This is a genomic window from Acinetobacter sp. NEB 394, assembly GCF_013374795.1.
Classification (GTDB): Bacteria; Pseudomonadota; Gammaproteobacteria; order Pseudomonadales; family Moraxellaceae; genus Acinetobacter; species Acinetobacter johnsonii.
On record NZ_CP055277.1, the window covers coordinates 792550 to 810607 of the forward strand.

21 protein-coding genes are annotated in these 18058 nt (G+C 42.9%); 12 read left to right on the plus strand and 9 right to left on the minus strand.

Features of this window, described 5'->3' with window-relative positions; all coding sequences use genetic code 11:
• The first annotated feature begins 42 nt into the window (after positions 1-42).
• The 6 genes from HUK62_RS03665 (at position 43) to HUK62_RS03690 (ending at position 5065) form a co-directional block, all read left to right on the plus strand.
• The gene (locus HUK62_RS03665; RefSeq protein ID WP_176537111.1) at positions 43-1197 is read left to right on the plus strand and encodes a glycerate kinase; all 1155 of its coding nucleotides are present in this window, start codon (positions 43-45) and stop codon (positions 1195-1197) included.
• 155 nt (positions 1198-1352) lie between these two features.
• A complete protein-coding gene (locus HUK62_RS03670) occupies positions 1353-3341 on the plus strand; it encodes an ATP-dependent helicase (protein WP_176537112.1) in 1989 nt (662 codons plus the stop codon).
• A 98-nt stretch (positions 3342-3439) separates the two neighbouring features.
• Positions 3440-3700, plus strand: coding sequence for an RNA-binding protein (locus HUK62_RS03675; protein WP_176537113.1), 261 nt, complete (start codon positions 3440-3442; stop codon positions 3698-3700).
• 78 nt (positions 3701-3778) lie between these two features.
• The gene (locus HUK62_RS03680; protein ID WP_176537114.1) at positions 3779-4102 is read left to right on the plus strand and encodes an ASCH domain-containing protein; all 324 of its coding nucleotides are present in this window, start codon (positions 3779-3781) and stop codon (positions 4100-4102) included.
• Positions 4103-4177: 75 nt separating this feature from the next.
• Positions 4178-4681 carry a DUF6586 family protein gene (locus HUK62_RS03685; RefSeq protein WP_004692488.1) on the plus strand — a complete coding sequence of 168 codons (504 nt, stop codon included), beginning with the start codon at positions 4178-4180 and terminating at the stop codon, positions 4679-4681.
• A gap of 105 nt (positions 4682-4786) precedes the next feature.
• Entirely contained in the window at positions 4787-5065 is a 279-nt protein-coding gene (locus tag HUK62_RS03690; RefSeq protein ID WP_004692486.1) for a hypothetical protein, read from the plus strand.
• A 56-nt stretch (positions 5066-5121) separates the two neighbouring features.
• On the opposite strand, the gene HUK62_RS03695 is transcribed toward HUK62_RS03690, so the two are convergent.
• From HUK62_RS03695 to HUK62_RS03710, 4 genes are all read right to left on the minus strand, one after another.
• Complete coding sequence (locus HUK62_RS03695; protein WP_176537115.1) at positions 5122-6837, minus strand: cation:proton antiporter; 1716 nt, start codon at positions 6835-6837, stop codon at positions 5122-5124.
• Positions 6838-6981: 144 nt separating this feature from the next.
• Complete coding sequence (gene rpmG, locus HUK62_RS03700) at positions 6982-7137, minus strand: 50S ribosomal protein L33 (RefSeq protein ID WP_003654787.1); 156 nt, start codon at positions 7135-7137, stop codon at positions 6982-6984.
• Between the two features lie 12 nt (positions 7138-7149).
• Entirely contained in the window at positions 7150-7386 is a 237-nt protein-coding gene (gene rpmB, locus HUK62_RS03705; protein ID WP_000048256.1) for a 50S ribosomal protein L28, read from the minus strand.
• A gap of 159 nt (positions 7387-7545) precedes the next feature.
• Positions 7546-8994: a coniferyl aldehyde dehydrogenase gene (locus tag HUK62_RS03710; protein ID WP_176537116.1), complete on the minus strand. Its 1449-nt coding sequence runs from the start codon at positions 8992-8994 to the stop codon at positions 7546-7548.
• A 116-nt stretch (positions 8995-9110) separates the two neighbouring features.
• Here HUK62_RS03710 and HUK62_RS03715 point away from each other — a divergent pair, with 116 nt between their 5' ends.
• The 5 genes from HUK62_RS03715 to HUK62_RS03735 all read left to right on the plus strand — a co-directional run bounded on the left by HUK62_RS03715 (position 9111) and on the right by HUK62_RS03735 (position 12780).
• Positions 9111-9812 carry a TetR/AcrR family transcriptional regulator gene (locus HUK62_RS03715; RefSeq protein ID WP_005400842.1) on the plus strand — a complete coding sequence of 234 codons (702 nt, stop codon included), beginning with the start codon at positions 9111-9113 and terminating at the stop codon, positions 9810-9812.
• Positions 9813-9883: 71 nt separating this feature from the next.
• Entirely contained in the window at positions 9884-10750 is an 867-nt protein-coding gene (gene purU / locus HUK62_RS03720) for a formyltetrahydrofolate deformylase (RefSeq protein ID WP_004692478.1), read from the plus strand.
• A gap of 215 nt (positions 10751-10965) precedes the next feature.
• Positions 10966-11733, plus strand: a complete 768-nt coding sequence (locus HUK62_RS03725; protein ID WP_114836430.1) for an energy transducer TonB — start codon at positions 10966-10968, stop codon at positions 11731-11733.
• A 19-nt stretch (positions 11734-11752) separates the two neighbouring features.
• The gene (locus HUK62_RS03730) at positions 11753-12376 is read left to right on the plus strand and encodes a MotA/TolQ/ExbB proton channel family protein (RefSeq protein ID WP_176537117.1); all 624 of its coding nucleotides are present in this window, start codon (positions 11753-11755) and stop codon (positions 12374-12376) included.
• On the plus strand, positions 12376-12780 hold the full coding sequence (locus HUK62_RS03735) for a biopolymer transporter ExbD (protein ID WP_058868889.1): 405 nt from the start codon (positions 12376-12378) through the stop codon (positions 12778-12780). The genes HUK62_RS03730 and HUK62_RS03735 overlap by 1 nt, the downstream gene beginning before the upstream one ends.
• Before the next feature lie 56 nt (positions 12781-12836).
• Here the strand turns inward: HUK62_RS03735 and msrA are convergent, their stop codons facing one another.
• From msrA to thyA, 5 genes are all read right to left on the minus strand, one after another.
• Entirely contained in the window at positions 12837-13364 is a 528-nt protein-coding gene (gene msrA / locus HUK62_RS03740; protein ID WP_176537118.1) for a peptide-methionine (S)-S-oxide reductase MsrA, read from the minus strand.
• Between the two features lie 114 nt (positions 13365-13478).
• Positions 13479-13937 (minus strand): META domain-containing protein, encoded by a 459-nt coding sequence (locus HUK62_RS03745; protein ID WP_010325871.1) that lies wholly within the window; start codon positions 13935-13937, stop codon positions 13479-13481.
• 95 nt (positions 13938-14032) lie between these two features.
• Positions 14033-15085 carry a DUF4105 domain-containing protein gene (locus tag HUK62_RS03750; protein ID WP_176537119.1) on the minus strand — a complete coding sequence of 351 codons (1053 nt, stop codon included), beginning with the start codon at positions 15083-15085 and terminating at the stop codon, positions 14033-14035.
• A gap of 26 nt (positions 15086-15111) precedes the next feature.
• Positions 15112-15624, minus strand: a complete 513-nt coding sequence (locus HUK62_RS03755) for a dihydrofolate reductase (protein WP_176537120.1) — start codon at positions 15622-15624, stop codon at positions 15112-15114.
• A gap of 163 nt (positions 15625-15787) precedes the next feature.
• Positions 15788-16630: a thymidylate synthase gene (gene thyA / locus HUK62_RS03760; protein ID WP_176537121.1), complete on the minus strand. Its 843-nt coding sequence runs from the start codon at positions 16628-16630 to the stop codon at positions 15788-15790.
• Positions 16631-17156: 526 nt separating this feature from the next.
• On the opposite strand from thyA, the gene HUK62_RS03765 reads away from it, so the two are divergent.
• On the plus strand, positions 17157-17624 hold the full coding sequence (locus tag HUK62_RS03765; RefSeq protein ID WP_176537122.1) for a CHAP domain-containing protein: 468 nt from the start codon (positions 17157-17159) through the stop codon (positions 17622-17624).
• The last annotated feature ends 434 nt before the right edge of the window (positions 17625-18058 follow it).

Genomic DNA, 18058 nt, shown 5'->3' on the forward strand with positions numbered 1-18058 from the left:
AAATCGTGTTATTAATAAATTAAATTTTCTAAAAAATGATGGATGATGACAACTTTTATTTTAGCGCCAGACTCATTCAAAGAAAGTATGACAGCAGAACAGGCTTGTGCGGCGATGCAGCGTGGAATTCAAAACATAATCCCTAATGCTGTATGTATACATGTACCCATGGCCGATGGTGGCGAAGGCACAGTCGATGCTTTATTAACATCTTTGGCTGGCCAAAAAGTCGAATGTGAAGTAACAGGGCCATTGCCATCACAACGAGTTAAAACGTATTGGGGCTTATTTGATGGCGGGCAAACGGCTGTTATTGAAATGGCCAAAGCCAATGGTATTCATCTACTTGAGCCCGCACAGCGAAAACCATTATTGACCACAACTTTGGGGACGGGGCAAATGATTCGGCATGCCTTGGACGCAGGCGTATCCAAAATTATTTTGGCACTTGGAGGCAGTGTTACCAATGATGCAGGCAGTGGTATGGCTCAAGCACTTGGAATAAGGTTTTTAGATGTACAAGGGCGGGAAGTGCCCGTTGGTGGTGGCCATTTAAAAGATATTGAACAGATCGATATACAGGCTTTAGACCCACGCTTGCACGGGGTTCAAGTTTTGATTGCCTCTGATGTCTCCAATCCACTATGTGGCATGCAAGGCGCTTCGTATGTGTTTGGCCCGCAAAAAGGGGCGAGCGCAGAGATGGTTGAGCAGTTGGATCAAAACTTGAGTCACTTTGCGGATGTGGTGGAAACACAGCTTAATCTACAGGTACGTAATATTGCGGGGGCAGGCGCCGCAGGAGGGCTAGGTTTTGGTCTAATGGCCTTTACAGGCGCTAAGCTTCAGTCTGGCGCGAAGTGGGTGATTGAGCAAACTCAACTGACGGAGAAAATAAAGCAAGCCGATTATGTCTTTACGGGTGAAGGCAGTATCGACTTCCAAACCAAGTTTGGCAAAACGCCGTGGGCAGTGGCTCAGTTAGCCAAGCAGTTGAATAAACCAGTGATTGCCTTTGCTGGACGTGTCGGAGAGGATGTTGAGGCATTATTTGATGAAGGGTTTAGTCAAATTGTTTCGATCAATGAACCTGACTGTGATTTAGCAACAGCATTGAAAAACGCAGAGCAGAATTTGCAAAACAGCTGTGAGGACATTACTCGACTTTTGCTTTTAATTCATACTGAGCAAGCTTAATTTTAAATTTTTGAGGCAGTAAGCGGTTCGAACATAAGGTCTTAGCCCCAGATTTGAAGGTATATTTTAGACAGAAATGGATAATCGTTGCTGTAGCCTCATATTGATGTCATAGATTTGTTAAACTAGTAGCATCCACGAATTGATGAGTGATTATGAGTTTAGCCAGCCTAATTGATGAATTAAACCCGCAACAAAAACAAGCTGCCACGACTGAGTCGCAACACAGTCTGGTGCTCGCAGGGGCTGGCTGTGGCAAGACGAAAACCATTGTGGCACGAGCGGCGTACCTAATTGATCAAGGGATTCCTGCCAACCAAATTCAGATTTTAACCTTTACCCGCCGTTCAGCCAGTGAAATTGTGGCGCGAGTGGAGTTGGCTTTAGGTGAGCAAGCCAAAGGGCTGCGTGCATCAACTTTTCATACTTTTTGTATGTATCTGCTGCGCCGTGTACCGAAGGCCTTTGGTTTAGAGCAGTTTTCAATTATTGATCGTGATGATCAGCTGATGATGTTCCGCCTGATTCGTGGGAAAGATGACAAGAAAAATCCCAATCAATTGCCTAAACCGCAAGAACTGTGTGATCTGTATTCTTTTGCACGAAATACGCGTCAAAAGTTGAGTGATGCCTTAGAAAAACAGCATCCTGAGCATTTGGCTTTTAAAGATCAAATTGCGGAAATCATGAAAGAGTACGAGACACGAAAACGTGCGCGTAGTTTTTTAGATTATGACGATATTCTTGCGATCGTGGCCTCAGCACTCGACCAGTCAGACGGTTTAGCCGACTATGTGGCATCGCTCTGCAAACACATGCTGGTCGATGAAATGCAGGACACCAACCCTTTGCAGTGGACCTTGCTTGAACCTCTCAAAGACAAAGTAAGCCTGTTCTGTGTCGGTGATGATGCACAGTCGATTTATGGTTTCCGTGGTGCAGATTTTGAAAATATTCACCACTTTAAAGACCGTGTTCCGAATGCTCAGGTGTTTAAATTGGAGCAAAATTATCGTTCAACCCAAGAAATTTTAGACCTTTCCAATTGGCTGCTCAATCAATCTGAGATTCAATATAACAAACGCCTAGATGCGCATCGGGGGGAGGGCGTGAAGCCTTGCATGCACATTTTCCCAAATGAGTTTGATGAAGCAAAATGGATTGCGATCGACATTAAAGAGCGCCATTACTTACAAGGCAGTAAATGGTCGGATCATATGGTTTTGGTGCGTTCCAGCTTTGCAGCACGGCATATTGAGGCAGCATGTATTGCAGCCAATGTCCCCTATCGATTTATTGGGGGCATGAAACTGCTTGAAACCGCGCATGTGAAAGATTTACTGAGCTTGCTGCGCGTGATTGCCAACCCTCTGGATGATATTGCATGGATGCGTTTTCTTACCTTGTGGAATGGGGTGGGAGATGTCGGTGCAAGTCGTCTCGCTCAGCAACTTTTACTGGAGCCTGAGTTTGATTTGATCTTTGATAAATTAGAGAAATTTGGGCGGATTCCGGCTGAAACTGTGTTGATCATGAAGCAAATGACGGTACTGAAACAGGAGGTACAGGCTTGTGTCAGTTTGGGTATTCAGGCGATTGAAGCACAATTGGCGGAAAATTATAAAAAAGACTGGAACAGACGCCAAGGTGACTTTGAATTGGTTAAACAATTAGCTTCTAAACATACCCAATTGAGTGAGTTTCTAGAGGAATATGTGCTTGATCCTGTGTCGATTTCTGAAATCGAACGCCAGTCCGATAGTGATGTCGTCACTCTGATTACCATTCACTCGGCCAAAGGTACAGAGCAAAAAGTCTGTTATGTCGTCAATGTCACCCCGGGGCAATATCCGCATGCACGTGCCCAAGGTGATTTTAATGATGTCGAAGAAGAGCGTCGGGTCTTGTATGTGGCACTGACCCGTGCTCAGAATGAGCTGATTTTAACCAAGCAAAATTTAAGTCTGTGGGCGCGAGACGTGATTGATGAGCAAGGGCGTAAAGTCGAAAGTTATTTTTTGAATGATCTGACGCGAAATTTGTGTAGCATGGAAACCCATCATAAACCTCGTCAGCAAACGGTAAAGAGTGCTTTAATTGAGCGCCAATCGATTAATTTAGATTTTGGGATTAATCTCGATTAAACTAAACAGATTACATTGTGGTATTTGTTGTGCAATGTTCAGAAAGTAGCGTAGGCGATTGCTTTTTGATGATTTTGCCTATTTTTGAAGGTTGTAAGATGAAAATTTTAGTTCGTAATTTAGAGCGTACAGTGGCCGAAGCTGAACTGCTTGAATTATTTAAGCAATATGGCACAGTTGCATCATGTAATTTAATCCTTGATGCAGCAACAGGTAAATCGAAAGGTTTTGCATTTGTTGAAATGCCACACGCACGTGAAGCGATTAAAGCCATTAAAGGACTTAATACACTACGTTTGCATGGCACTGGTATTCGCGTCAAACAGGCGGAAGATAAATCTGAGAAGCCAGAAGCATAAATAAAAAGGAGCAATTGATGCTCCTTTTTTATGGGATAAAATGAAAAAATCTATCCAGCTTTATCGATTGTTGCGCCGATGGGACGACAAATCTCTCAAGGAAATAAAACCTTAGAGATCCGTTTTTGGCGACCAGAGCAATGGTCACTCAAAGATTTGATTATTGTGGAAAATAAGCACTATTTAACCCACAAGGACGATGAAGAGTTGGGGTATGCTGTTGCTATGGTTGATGTTGAGTCGATTCACTCATGGAGAGAAGATGAGCTTGATTCGGCGATGGCATCGTATTGGGAAGAGGGATATTGGGCTTGGGTACTCACAAATGTACGTCCCATACATATTTCGATGCCTGTCATAGCAAAAAGAAAGATTTATTTTATTGAAATAGATCATGCATAATTTTTATTATGCACTGCTGTATAGAAAGATTACTCTTAGAATTGTTATAAACGCCAAAACTTAGGAACACCCTTCATGACTCGTGTTGCCCGTTACCATGCTGATCGCACTAACCAAAAACTCTACTTTGCTCGACTTTCATGTCAACAAGCAGAACAAATTGATCATGTGCAACAAGCTCAGGCTTACCGTGAGGCTGCTGTGTTTCACTTGCATGGCGCGGTGCTTGCGTTTCTACAAGAGTTGGTCCGTTACTACCGCTTAAATGACTTAAACCCAACGTTGAAGTCCATAGAAGAGCATATGGCAGCTAAGGGCCAAGTCTCGCCTGAAGTGACTGTAATGCAACAACTGTCGAAAGAAGGTTTCATTGCCGAGTTAAAACGTGCTTATCGCTTGTGTCAGTATGCGCCAGAGCCGAGTACACCTGAACCTGAGTCAGAAACTTCATCGAATCTGATCATTAAAGTCACTCAAACCCCTCAGGCATGGTTACCCGATACCAAAATTTTACGTGAGTGGCATCGAGACTTAACGGCGTTGATCGATGGCTTTCGGAATGAGATGGTTGAATTCTAAAAGCGATGACCAGCGCTTGAAGTTTGAAAATTTGTCCTTATATCAATAAGTCTAAGCGAAGCAAAGTGCAACTGCCTTTGCCACCATGTTGAACATGGAGGAAATATGTCTATAGAACAATTGAAAGAATTATTTGGAAATCAAGAAGCCATTTTAGAATTGGTTCAACTTGAAGGTGGTGAGCTCGCACTACGTAACGCAGGTTCGGAGAGTGCACCTTTAGTCACGATCCAGTTTAATGAAGAGCTCAAAGCATTATTGGGCGACCAGACAACAGTCGTTGCTCAGCAGATGGTGCAAGCGGCTTTATACGGCTTACTTGAAAAACAAGTAGGCGAGTGGCAAGCGGAAGTGGTGGATGAAAAGCCACAGTTCTTCAGCTAAGTCGAATAAGAAAAAACGCACTGAACAGTGCGTTTTTTGTATCCAGTGTTTGTTCCCTAGTGGGTGGGTGTTTGATGATGCGCAATCTGAATTTGATTTAAAATATGATTGCTCATATTTTTCGCCATTTCCTCTTTTGCAAAATAAACTTCACCAATTTGATCGCGGCGTATCACTTCGGCTTCTTCTTTACTTTCTGCACACACCAAGACCTGAATCTCAGGATTGAGAGTTTTGGCGATATCCACGATTTTATGAATATCTAAAATATCCATCGGGGAAAGTACCAACAGACGCGCATGTTGAATATGGGCTTGAATCAGTACGCCAGGGTCTGTCGCCATCCCAGAAACAGCCGCAATGCCTTTTTCACGCAGGTTTTCTACAATTTCACGGTTTTCTTCCGCAATCACCACTTTAATGTCTTCGGCCATCAATTGTTTGGTAATGCGACGGCCAACTTCACCATGTCCAACAATTACCACTTGATCACGTAAGTAGTCTTGTGAAACTTCATCAGGCAGCATTGCCAATGGGTCACCACTACGTTCCAGTAAGCGTGCTAGATGTGAGCGCTCACGAATCCAACGTTGTACAGGCTCAATTGCGGAGAACACAAAGCTGTTTAAGGTGATGGAGATGAGTGCCCCTGCCAAAATTAGGTTTTGCCCTTCTAGGGACAAGAGTTTAAGTGAAACCCCGAGTGTGGCTAAGATGAAGGAAAACTCACCAATTTGTGCCAGTGAAGCACCGACGGTGAGTGCCGTATTGATGGGGTAGCGGAAAAAGAGCACCAGTGCCATAGCGGCAATGGTTTTGCCGACCATAATAATTGCAACGACTGCAAGCACATGCACCGGTTGTTCCACTAAGATGCGTGGGTCAAATAACATGCCAACTGCAACAAAGAACAAAATGGCAAAAATTTCACGTAGAGGGAGAGTCTCTTCTTCGGCTCGATGGCTAAAGTCAGACTCTTTAACGACCATCCCGGCAAAGAAAGCGCCCAGTGCCATGGAAACACCGAAAATTTTGTACGCGCCAAAGGCGATTGAGACCGCAGCAGCCACCACGGTTAAGGTAAATAGTTCACGCGAACCAAGGCGAGCGACAAATTGCATGATCATTGGAACAAGACGTTTCCCGATGATCAGCATAAAAGCGATGAAGCCTACTACTTTAAGTAAGGTGATGCCTAAGGTAAGCCAAATGTTGTCATCAGTACTGCCTGCAAGGGCTTCTCCACCGAGTAGAGCTGCTGTTGCGGGTAGGAGTACCAGTACCAAGACCATGACCAGATCTTCAACTAAGAGCCAACCTACGGCAATTTTACCGTTGACTGAATTGAGTAGACCACGGTCTCCCAGTGCTTTGAGTAATACCACTGTACTGGCACAAGACAGGCTTAAGCCGAAGACCAAGGCAGAGCCAAAACTCCACCCCCAGATCATACTGACGCCTATTCCGAGCAGGGTCGCGACAGCAATTTGTAAAATAGCACCAGGCAATGCAATGCGTCGAACTTGTAATAAGTCATTGAGGGAAAAATGCATGCCCACACCAAACATGAGGAACATGACCCCAAGTTCAGCCAATTGGTTCGCCAGATGAATGTCTGCGACAATACCGGGAGTATTGGGGCTAATAATGATACCCGCAATCAGATAACCAATGAGTGGGGGAAGGCGTAAGCGTACGGCAAGATAGCCGAAAATGAGCGCAAGCCCAAAACCGACAGCGAGTAATATAATGAGATCTACGTCATGAGGCACTAAAAACTCCTTAAGCAAAAGTTAAGGGTGAAAAAGAAGCAAAGCACAAAAGGTGCCAAAAGAGATTAAAAGTTTAACAAGTCGAACGAAAAAAAAGCAAAAAAAAACGACCTAAAGCAGGTCGTTTTTTCCAAAAAACTAAAATTATTTAATTTTAGCTTCTTTGAAGATTACGTGTTGACGGATTTTTGGATCAAATTTTTTGATTTCCATTTTTTCCGGCATAGTACGTTTGTTCTTAGTTGTGGTATAGAAATAACCTGTACCAGCAGTAGAAACTAGGCGAATTTTATCACGCATGGTTCAGACTCCTTAGATCTTTTGACCTTGAGCACGTAGGTCAGCAACAACCTTCTCGATACCCAATTTGTCGATAATACGCATACCTTTTGTAGTTAGACGAAGACGTACGAAACGTTTTTCGCTTTCTAACCAGAAACGGTGGTGATGCAGGTTCGGCTCGAACCGGCGTTTGGTTTTGTTATTGGCGTGCGAGACGTTGTTGCCAACGACTGGACGCTTGCCGGTAACTTGGCAAACCTTAGACATGGTGAACTCCATTGCTAGACAGCACCGATTGTGCGCTAGTTATTAAGTAAACGGATGAAATCATTCAAGGGGCGTTTTATACCAAAAATGCGCTTAAAAGACAAGCGATTTTCATTAAAACTAGGCATGAACCCGTGCGATAGGTCATGCCTTGATCATTTAGCGAAGAAGGGTCTTTGAAATCAACTTGTGAATTGGTTTGTTAAACGGTGGGAGAATGAATTTCAAGCTATATAACTTGGGATTCGACATCACTGACCGTTCATGCGACAAACTGAAGAAACCTTCTGGACCATGATATTTTCCCATACCTGATGCACCAACGCCACCAAATGGTAAATCGTCTTGTGCGACATGGGTCAAAACCGTGTTTTGTCCGAAATGCCCTGAATGAGTACGCTGTGCAACATAATCTGCACGCGCCTGATCAAAGTCGAAGTAGTATAATGCAAGTGGACGCGGACGGCTATTAATAAACTCGATAACATCGTCTATTTGATCATATTCCATGATCGGCAACAGTGGCCCAAAGATTTCGTCTTGCATAATACGCATGTCAGGTGTGACCCCAGTTAACAGTGTAGGGGGCACTTTACGTGTATCGGAGAAGGTTTCATGGGCTGGGTTGATCTCAACCACCTGCGCTCCATGCTCACGTGCATTTTCAAGATAGCCTTGCAAGCGGTTGTATTGGCGGTCATTAATAATCGAGGTGTAGTCTGGATTATGCAGAATGTCGGGATACATCTCTTCCACACACTCGCGGAAGTGCTCAATGAACTCGGCAGTTTTACCTTTAGGTAAGAACATATAGTCAGGTGCAACGCAGGTTTGACCTGCATTCCACAGTTTCCCTGCAGCTATACGCTGCGCAACATCCCGTAAATGAATAGAAGGATGTACTAATACTGGTGATTTTCCGCCAAGTTCGAGGATCAGTGGAACGAGGTTCTCTGCCGCAGCAGACATGACGGTTTTACCGACATTGGTTGAACCTGTGAAAATCAGTTTGTCAAAAGCCAGACGACAAAAGGCATCCGAAATTGCACCACCGCCATTGGTCACGGAAACTAATTCTTGAGGAAAGGCTTCGGAGAGCGCTTTTTCAAGGATGCGACCAAAGTTGCTCGATGAACTGGAAATTTTGATCATGGCATGGTTACCTGCCGCCAAAGCACAAATTAAGGGTCCAATCGAGAGTAATAAAGGATAGTTCCATGGGGTAATAATACCGATCACACCTAAAGGTTGATATTGCACCCATGCTTTAGCTGGCTGGTGAATGATTGAAACGTGACGTTTCGAGGGTTTCATCCACGTGGTTAAATGCTTGCTATAATATTTGATGTGTTCAAGGCAGGTGAGCAATTCCCCAATTTTGGTTTCACTGGTGGAACGGTTACCGTAGTCTTGATTAATTGCCTCTGCAAATTGATCTTGATACTTAACTAAGATACGCTTAAGTCGTGCCAAACGGTCAATACGCTCTTTTGCGGTTGGCAATGGATAGCGTAAATAAGCGTGCTTTTGCTGTTCAAGCACATCTTGTAGGTGCTGAATATCATAAGAATGTGGTGTCAATGAAGTTGTTTTTGTTTGACTGTTCATGCCGCACTACCATTTCAAATTTCAATTTATGTTTAATTTTTAGAGTGATTACTCTAATTAGTCAAGTTACTTTATGTGTTAGTCTTCTAATGCACTGAATGAATGGTTATTTTAGGATGTCTCAAACTAAAACGTTGAAAACCAAAGAACGTATTTTGCAACTCAGTTTGCAGCTTTTTAACGAGCGTGGAGAACGTTCTGTTACGACCAATCATATTGCCGCTGAATTGAATATGAGTCCGGGAAATTTGTATTATCACTTTCGCAATAAAAGTGAAATTATCAAAGAGCTTATGGAGCAGTATCAAGGCGAAACGCTACAGATGCTGGCTTTGCCGGATGACCGTCTGTTAGATGCCAATGATAAAATTCGTTATTTTCAGGTGCTGAGCAGCCAGTTATGGGCTTATCGCTTTTTACACCGTGATGTCTACCACTTGGTTGAAAACAATGAAGACTTCCGCAAGATGTATCCGCGTTTTGCAGGGCAAGTGATGCAACAAGGGCAAAAAATTTATCAGGCCTTTGTTGATGCAGGCTTGATGCAAATGACGTCGTCAGAAATTGAAGCCCTGATTATTAATTTATGGATTGTACTGACCAACTGGACCAACTTCCTTTATATGTCGGGTCATATCACTGACTCCAATACATTAGAAGAAAAGTGGGTCTGGCAGGCACTCCGTCAAATGGTGTTCTTAGAAGGGGCTTATTTGCGTGGTGAAAGTCGTGAGACGTATGAGCGCTTGTTGGATACGATGGGGCCGTCTGAACTGTTTTCGAGCTTGGCATCATTTAAATCGGATGATAAGCCATAAGGTGTTTTGACAGCTGAGTAAAAAGCGCTAGAATACTCGGCTTGATTTTCATTTTACTGATTTAAACTGACATGAATATGACAACTGCTAACACAGCACGTTTACTGATTACTTGTGAAGATAAGCCAGGGATCGTGCAAGCTGTATCGAGCTTTTTGTATCATCAAGGCGCAAATATTACTGCGCTTGATCAATACGCGACTGAAGCTCAGGGCGGACGTTACTTCATGCGTGTTGAATTTGAACTGGACAATTTACAGTCTCGTAAAGAAAGCATTACTCAAACTTTTGCTGCAAATGTAGCAGAGCGTTATGAAATGCAATGGCGTTTGGCGCTAGTCAGCGACGTGAAAAAAGTCGGGATTTTGGTGTCTAAAGTAGACCATGCCTTACTTGAGCTGTTATGGCGTCATGCGCGTGGTGGTTTGCCATGCGAAATTACCAAAGTGATTTCTAACCACGAAACTTTACGTGAAGCGGTTGAGAACTTTGGTATTCCGTTTGAGGTTGTCCCTGTAACGAAGGACAACAAACGCGAAGCTTATGCTGAAATTGATGAATTAATGCAGGGCAATGATTTATTGGTACTTGCGCGTTATATGCAAATTCTAGATGAAGCATTTGTCGAGAAATGGGAAATGAAAGTGATTAACATTCACCATTCTTTCTTACCTGCTTTTGTTGGCGCAAACCCATATAAGCAAGCGCATGAAAAAGGTGTAAAACTCATTGGTGCAACTGCGCACTATGTCACTGCGGATCTGGATCAAGGTCCGATCATTGAGCAGGATGTAGAGCGTGTGAACCATGACTTTACGGTTGATCAATTACGTGAATTGGGTCAGGATGTTGAACGTAATGTCTTGGCACGTGCAGTGAAGTGGCACTTAGAAGACCGTATTATTGTTGATGGTAACAAAACAGTCGTTTTCCAATAAAAAATTGGTTGCAAGCAAGATTGAAAAAGGCATACATTAAGTATGCCTTTTTTGTTTGGGTATGATTAGAAAAAACCATAAAAAGTGACAAATTAATAGTTGCAAATGAAAACACTTCTCATTTATCATTGCGCTACTTTATTGTACTAACCGATAAGCGTTATAGTGGAAACCAACCCAGTGGCCACTCCGCTTAAATTAGGTCACCGATTTTAATGAGTTCAACAGTTATTTCTCCTATGCAGACTCCCAACCCGATGAAAAAGAAAGTTCTTGCTGCTTTGATCGCGGTTGTCGTGGGCCATATGGGCGTATTGTGGGCAGTGAACCACATGAAAGCTCCTGAACTCAAACCGATTGAAAAAGAACCATTGAAGGTTCGCTTCGTTAAAATTCAAGAACCACCAAAACCGCTACCGCCTAAGCCGAAGGAAGAACCGAAAAAGGAACCGACTAAGCCGAAGGAAGTGAAGATTGTGGAAAAACCACAACCGACCCCACCGAAAAAGGTAGAAAAGGTTCAACAAGTTAAAAAAGCAGAAGTGGTTAAACCAGTTGTTAAACCAACTGAAACCCCTGTAAAACCGACAGTCACCACGACGATTACAGAGAAAAAAGTCGAAAAGCCTGTCGAGAAACAAGAACAAGCGAAACCTGTCACTCAAGCTGCACCAGCTGATACTTCACCTAAGTCGGTGTCGATTGGTGGTTCAGGTGTGCAATGGAGTCGCTCTCCAAAACCAGTTTATAGTAATCAAGATTTACAAGGTGAAAACCGTCGAGTCGTGGTGCTGATTGAGGCGAATGAAAAAGGGTCGATTGTGAATGCCCGTATTACGCGCTCAAGTGGTGTACCTGCTTTAGATGAAAAGATTTTAAGAGCTGTCAAAGGCGCTAAATTTAAACCTTATAAAGAAAATGGTGTGGCTTATCCAATTCGGGCTGAGCAACCATTTGATTTAGAATTGAATACAAAACGCTAACTTTATCAGGAGTTCGAGTATGAACTTTTCAGTTTATTGGCAACATGCTGATGCAGTCAGTAAAACACTGTATTTCATCTTGTTGGCAATGTCGATTGCAACGTGGACCATCTTTGTTTTACGTATCATGGGTACACGTCAATTGAAACAACAAGCTTATGCTCAACTTTCGCAAGCTTTAGCTAAGTTAAAATCAAAGTTTGCTGTATTGAACTTTGAACAACGTAAATCAGTTGCAGAACAAGCACTCCTTCGTCAAATTTCTGCTGAAAAAGCGAATGCTGAGAAAGGTGTTTCAGTTCTAGGTACGATTGCATCGCTTGCACCGTTCGTTGGTTTGTTTGGTACAGTATGGGGAATTTTCCATGCCCTGGTTGCTGTTGGCAAAAGTGGTCAAGCAGGCCTAGCGCAAGTTGCAACTCCTGTAGGTGAAGCACTGATCATGACGGGTTTAGGTTTGGCTGTCGCGATTCCTGCGGTGTTAGCGTATAACATCTGTGCACGTGTAAACCGTACTTTGGCACATGAGCTTCAAGACCAAGCACACGGCTTGCTCATTGATACCATGTTGCAACAAGACTCAGCACCTGCGGCAGTAGAAAGTAAAGCGACTCAACAAGGTTTAGTTGGAGGTCAAGCTTAATGGCTTTTCAATTGGGTGACGATAACGATGCTGGTATGAATGAGATGAACCTCATTCCGCTGATCGATATTATGCTGGTTTTGATGATCATCTTCTTGGTGACAGCGACCGTTGCCAACCCATCAATTCCATTAACTTTACCAAAAACGACGGCTGATATTGTAGATCCTCCACCTAAAGCCATTACGGTAAGCATTAATGCAAATGGCGAAGTGGCTTGGGATAATCAAGTGATTAGCTTAGAAGAACTACAAACGCGTTTTAATGAAGCGGGTGAGTTGGAAACCAAGCCAACGGTTCAACTTCGTGCAGATAAAGAATCTCGTTACGATATGGTCGCACAAGTGATGTCTCGTGCGAGTGAAGCTGGACTGGCGGATATTGCTTTCGTAAGCGATAACTAAGTTGATGTTAAAAAAAGCGACTCTTGAAGTCGCTTTTTTTATGGTGAATTATTAAGTTATTTGCTGTCTTTCAATAAAGCCTGAAACTTAGAGCGCAGCTTCATCAGTTTTGGCGGAATGGCAAAGTTGCAATAGCCTTGAGAAGGGTTACGAGCGTAAAAGTTCTGGTGATAGTCTTCGGCCGAATAGAACGTTGGTACAGGACTGAGTTCGGTCACAATATCGAGACCTTCTGCCTTTAAGTCGTTAATTGCTTGCTCTGCATCAACACGCTGCGCATCATTAAAATAATAAATGACTGAACGATACTGGGTGCCGACATCATTGCCTTGACGGTTGAGTGTCGTAGGATCATGAGTGGCAAAAAACACATCGAGCAGCTGAGCATAGCTGATTTGAGTTTCATCAAAATCAATTAAAATAACTTCGGCGTGGTTGGTATCGCCACGACAAATATCTTCATATGTTGGGTTGTCGGTATCTCCTCCTGCATAACCACTGGTCACTTTATGTATGCCCTGAAGCTCTAAATAAACCGCTTCTACACACCAAAAACATCCACCGCCAAAGAGTGCTTGTTGCATTTTAAAATCCTAATTGTGTTTATATCTGTTTATATAAGGGCTGATTGGTGCAGTACAATGTTGTCTGCTACAGATTAAAAAAGCCTGTGATTACAGGCTTTTTATAGAAATAATTTAACGTGGTTGAATGGCAGAGCCAAACTGTAGCAGCAAGTTGCCATGTCGATCGAGTAGTTTCAGAGTTTTACCAAACACTTGGTAATGTGTCACTTTTGCCAGCGCTTCTTGGAACTGTTGTGGAACAGTACTGTTATTGATACAGGCCATTCGGGTGGTTGCGAGCTGGCTCAAGGTGAGCGTATCGCGTCCTACGGTATAGCTGCCCATAATGCGGTTACAGCCATCTGCACCACTGATGCGGTTATCAGCTGAAAACTGAAGGCTTGGAATATTACGTTCATTGGGTGCTGTTTTAATTTCGGTATTGCCGATTTGCGTCAAAATCCAAGTCCGTTGCTGAAGCTGTTGAATGTTGGCCATTTCAATGGTGTCGGATGGCGGTGGTGTCGTTTGGCAACCAGTCATGATTAAGCTACTCGCTAAAAGACTGCTTGCAATCAGTTTTTTTAACATGGGATCAGACTCTTATTTTGATGTATCGTCTGAACTATCAAAGCAAATTTTGTCGTTGATTGCCAGTTTTAACTTGCAGCTTTTCGTTGCAGACTTTAGCGTGTTTGGTCAACGGGTAGGCCCTGACGAATAAGCTGTGAATACTCTCGACTGGTTAACTCTGTTTCTTTGCTTACACGTGGGTTGATATAGGCTTTTTGATACCATGTTTTCATATCCCACTGTGGACTAATCGCGCCTAAGTCATACAGATAGTTCGGCAAATAACCTGAAGCTAAAATACGATAGTCGGTTGGTAAAGCGTCATGTGAAACGGCTTGAACCATATCAAACACCAATGTGGTGCAATTACTGGTGAGGGTGTTATACCACTTAGGATGCTTGGCGAGCTCGTCTGCCTTATGTAAATACTCTACAAACAGTGCTTTACTTTCAGCCTGTCTGAGGCGAACAGGAAAGAAATAGACTTGTTCCTGACGAATATTGCTACGGGTATACACAATATCATGTTCGTCTGAGGCCACTAAACTCAGCTCATATTTTCTAAAAAAACCACCAATCGCTGAAAATTCTTCATTTTTCTCTTTGCGAATTTCAATGGAAAAGGTCAGCGGTGCGGTATTGGCAAAATCAAAACTGACCAAAGTATGTGCAATTTGCGGCCCCATCCAGTATGAGGTAATGATATTGACCCCAGTGATTTGATTCAGATTGAAAGAGCGGGTATCCCAATGTTCAGTATAGGAGCCGTCAGGGTGCCATGTGAAATTGCGGACATTATGAAGGGTGACATGGTCGCCTTGTTTTTCATAATGCAAGATTTTTGCTACTTCAGGTTGCCAGTCGCGGTCTTGGCGAGCATCTAAACTAAAATACCAAGACAAAGCCAGTAAAAAGCCAAGGAGATAAAGGATGATATCGAGGCGACGACCAAAAAAGCTTTGGGTGATATAGATGCCCAAAATGCTGAGCGCAAAAGCAATCCAGATTCCAATAAAAATACGGCTGACCAACCAACCCCAAGGCGCTTGAATCCACAATGCAAAACACAGCCAAATTGAACTGAACAAGACAAAAATACTAAACAGGGTGTGGAGTAACCCAAAGCCCAGTGTCCGCCAAAATTCTATTTTGATCATGTTGTGCATCGTGCTTTTAGCAAAAAGAATATGCTTTATTTTTGATAGGTTGCGAACTCAAAAGCAATTCCAGTTTTGTCATCAATATGTTGTTCTGACGCGACTTTTTTAAATGCTGCTGGAATGGCAGGGTAAAAGACATCCCCCATAGCATCTATATTAATATGTGTTAACTCTAAACGGTCTGCAATATCAATGGTTTGTTGAAATATTTCACCGCCACCTATGATAAAAATAGTTGTAGGTTTCTCGGAAGATTGAACATCTTTAATAGAATTTTTTAAAGCTTCCTCAATTGAATGAGCAACTTTGACTCCATCAAAACTCCAGTTTGGATTACGAGTAATTACCCAGTTCACGCGTTTAGGTAAAGCACGCCCAATTGAGTCGAAATTTTTACGCCCCATGATAATTACGCCACCTTGCGTAATTTCTTTGAAGTGTTTTAAGTCTGCTGAAATATGCCAAGGAAGATCGTTATCTTTACCAATACATTGTTGGTTGTCCATAGCAACCACATGTACTACTTCATAATTACTGAAAGTCATAACTCTAAAATCCAAGCCAAATTTAAACAACGCAAAGCAAAATAAATCCCACTTTAACTTAATAAAATGGGATTTAGTTATTGTAACTATAAAATAGGAAATTAAATAGTTACGATTTTTTAAGTTCGCTTAAGAATAGTAGATATTTATTCTGTAAAAGATTTTAAACAGCGACAGGTGCTTTAATCCCAGGATGTGATTCATAACCCACGATTTCGATATCTTCAAATTTAAAGTCGAAAATATCTTTAACCGCAGGATTGAGTTTCAGTTGGCACAGCCCTAAAGGTTCACGGCTTAACTGAAGCTTCGCTTGCTCAAAATGGTTGGCATATAAATGCGTATCACCACCCGTCCAAACAAAGTCCCCAACACCTAAACCGCAGACTTGCGCAATCATATGGGTGAGTAGCGCATAACTGGCAATATTGAAAGGCACACCTAGAAAAACATCGGCACTGCGCTGATAGAGCTGACAAGACAGTTTGCCGTTATGAACAAAGAACTGGAAGAGGGTGTGGCACGGAGGAAGGGCGACTTGCCCAGCTTCTTGTGGATTCCAACCCGATACAATCAGACGGCGTGAGTTTGGATTGGTTTTAATTTCATTGACTAACCAAGCAATTTGGTCAAAACCATCTTTTTCATACAAACCGTCGGCTTTTTTAGTTGCGCCGAAGTTACGCCATTGATGGCCATACACAGGCCCTAGTTCACCTTCTGGACGATCAAAACGCGCAGTTTGTTCTGCAGTTGACCATTCATCCCAAATGCTGACTTTGTTGTCCTGTAAATATTGCACATTGGTATCGCCTTTTAAGAACCACAACAGTTCAATCACGATTGAACGAAAGTGAACTTTTTTAGTGGTTAATAAAGGGAAGCCTTGAGAAAGATCAAAGCGCATTTGATGACCAAATACCGAGCGCGTACCTGTACCAGTACGGTCGCCTTTATCACCACCGTGATCGAGGATGTGTTGTAGCAGGTCTAAATACGTTTTCATAAAACTCTCAAATAAACACTTTGGGAGAACAGATCTCTTAAAAGAAGGGCCTGTTCTTTCCACTCTAAATTATAAAATCTGCGGATGATTATACTGAATTGTGCCTTATTGCGCACCCGAGATTAGTAAGTCAGGCGAGATGATTAATCATATAAAAGTTATGTGAAAGCTATTACAGAAAACCAGATTAAAGTGGTTTTGTGCAGGATTTAAACTGGAATGATTGAGTTGTATTGGATCTAAATAGGCAGTCGTTTAGATGGGCAATCCATTCCATATTTAAGGACTTCGTTGCCTATGTTGAAACATTTGGGCTTGAGGCGAATAGTACTTGGTGAAGGATTAAATTTTTTTTAGTTAATTTAGGTTTCAAAAAGTACAGAGAAAATAAAACTTTAGAAAGGTTGTGTTGCATTTTGAAAAAAAATATTACATTTACGACATGAAAGTTCAATGCTGAGCGGTTAGTATTTCGAACTCGAAAAGTTGCACACCCCTAATGATTGGGAGGAGAGTTGGTTTTAGTATGCCTTATGATCAAAACGTAAATATGAATGACGTCTATGCGCCTGCGCAAACCAATATCATAATACGTTCTCAGTCAGAGCGAAATGTCACCGCTTCGGATATTTTAAGCTCGAAGCAGGCACGAGAAAGGGCTATTAGCAACCATCAGCGCGTGGATCTTGAAAAATTTACAGGTTTCTTAAGAAATATCACCCGTCAAACCAGCACCCAAAAATGTGCTAAAAGTATTCGCATTGGCTTAGAGTCTGCGGGTGCACGCTTCAAGAGCCATCCTGTGGCTGCGGCAGATTGGGGGAAGACCTTAACCAGCATTGGTTATCGTAAAATCAACTTATCTTTTGATCAGCCTAAAAAAGGCGATATTTATATTATCGACCGTACTGCAAAGAACCGTTATGGACATATTGCCGCTTATTCAGGCAATGGCTGGGTTTCTGATTTTAGTGTGCCGCAGCAAGCGGCGTAAGAGATGAGGGTGTGGCCCCTCGCTATCGGCTTGCAGGAGCAGGTAGCAAACCACCATAAGCGGCTTGGATCAAAAGTCCCGGTCGTGAGCGTTATGGAAAAGGCATCGTAGAGATGTCAGGTAAGAATTAGGAAGGCGAACACCAGTGAACTGCCGTTCAAGTGTCGAAAGTACTCAAATGACATCAAAACCGGGGATGGAAGTTACCCCGCGATTAGTTTGGCCGTTACCTGCTTACGGGCCATTCGGTGTCCGGCGTAGAGGCAGCGCGATCCTAATTCAGGCTCTTACGTTGAACTGCGGGAACCTTCGGTGGCGATGTCAAGCGAAAGGCACAAGCTCAAAAGGCAAGGCTGATAATAGCAATGCGTCACCAAGGGGCGGAGCAACTCGTAGTAGTGTTGAAGTTACTGTAATGGTAATGGAGCGAAGGG

Coding starts and splice junctions, on each gene's coding strand:
- purU (WP_004692478.1), top strand. CDS start 9,884: ATGAATATGACAACTGCTAACACAGCACGTTTACTGATTACTTGTGAA.
- HUK62_RS03690 (WP_004692486.1), top strand. CDS start 4,787: ATGTCTATAGAACAATTGAAAGAATTATTTGGAAATCAAGAAGCCATT.
- rpmB (WP_000048256.1), bottom strand. CDS start 7,386: ATGTCTAAGGTTTGCCAAGTTACCGGCAAGCGTCCAGTCGTTGGCAAC.
- msrA (WP_176537118.1), bottom strand. CDS start 13,364: ATGCAACAAGCACTCTTTGGCGGTGGATGTTTTTGGTGTGTAGAAGCG.
- HUK62_RS03725 (WP_114836430.1), top strand. CDS start 10,966: ATGAGTTCAACAGTTATTTCTCCTATGCAGACTCCCAACCCGATGAAA.
- rpmG (WP_003654787.1), bottom strand. CDS start 7,137: ATGCGTGATAAAATTCGCCTAGTTTCTACTGCTGGTACAGGTTATTTC.
- HUK62_RS03745 (WP_010325871.1), bottom strand. CDS start 13,937: ATGTTAAAAAAACTGATTGCAAGCAGTCTTTTAGCGAGTAGCTTAATC.
- thyA (WP_176537121.1), bottom strand. CDS start 16,630: ATGAAAACGTATTTAGACCTGCTACAACACATCCTCGATCACGGTGGT.
- HUK62_RS03665 (WP_176537111.1), top strand. CDS start 43: ATGATGACAACTTTTATTTTAGCGCCAGACTCATTCAAAGAAAGTATG.
- HUK62_RS03680 (WP_176537114.1), top strand. CDS start 3,779: ATGGGACGACAAATCTCTCAAGGAAATAAAACCTTAGAGATCCGTTTT.
- HUK62_RS03670 (WP_176537112.1), top strand. CDS start 1,353: ATGAGTTTAGCCAGCCTAATTGATGAATTAAACCCGCAACAAAAACAA.
- HUK62_RS03675 (WP_176537113.1), top strand. CDS start 3,440: ATGAAAATTTTAGTTCGTAATTTAGAGCGTACAGTGGCCGAAGCTGAA.
- HUK62_RS03730 (WP_176537117.1), top strand. CDS start 11,753: ATGAACTTTTCAGTTTATTGGCAACATGCTGATGCAGTCAGTAAAACA.
- HUK62_RS03765 (WP_176537122.1), top strand. CDS start 17,157: ATGCCTTATGATCAAAACGTAAATATGAATGACGTCTATGCGCCTGCG.
- HUK62_RS03715 (WP_005400842.1), top strand. CDS start 9,111: ATGTCTCAAACTAAAACGTTGAAAACCAAAGAACGTATTTTGCAACTC.
- HUK62_RS03735 (WP_058868889.1), top strand. CDS start 12,376: ATGGCTTTTCAATTGGGTGACGATAACGATGCTGGTATGAATGAGATG.
- HUK62_RS03710 (WP_176537116.1), bottom strand. CDS start 8,994: ATGAACAGTCAAACAAAAACAACTTCATTGACACCACATTCTTATGAT.
- HUK62_RS03750 (WP_176537119.1), bottom strand. CDS start 15,085: ATGCACAACATGATCAAAATAGAATTTTGGCGGACACTGGGCTTTGGG.
- HUK62_RS03755 (WP_176537120.1), bottom strand. CDS start 15,624: ATGACTTTCAGTAATTATGAAGTAGTACATGTGGTTGCTATGGACAAC.
- HUK62_RS03685 (WP_004692488.1), top strand. CDS start 4,178: ATGACTCGTGTTGCCCGTTACCATGCTGATCGCACTAACCAAAAACTC.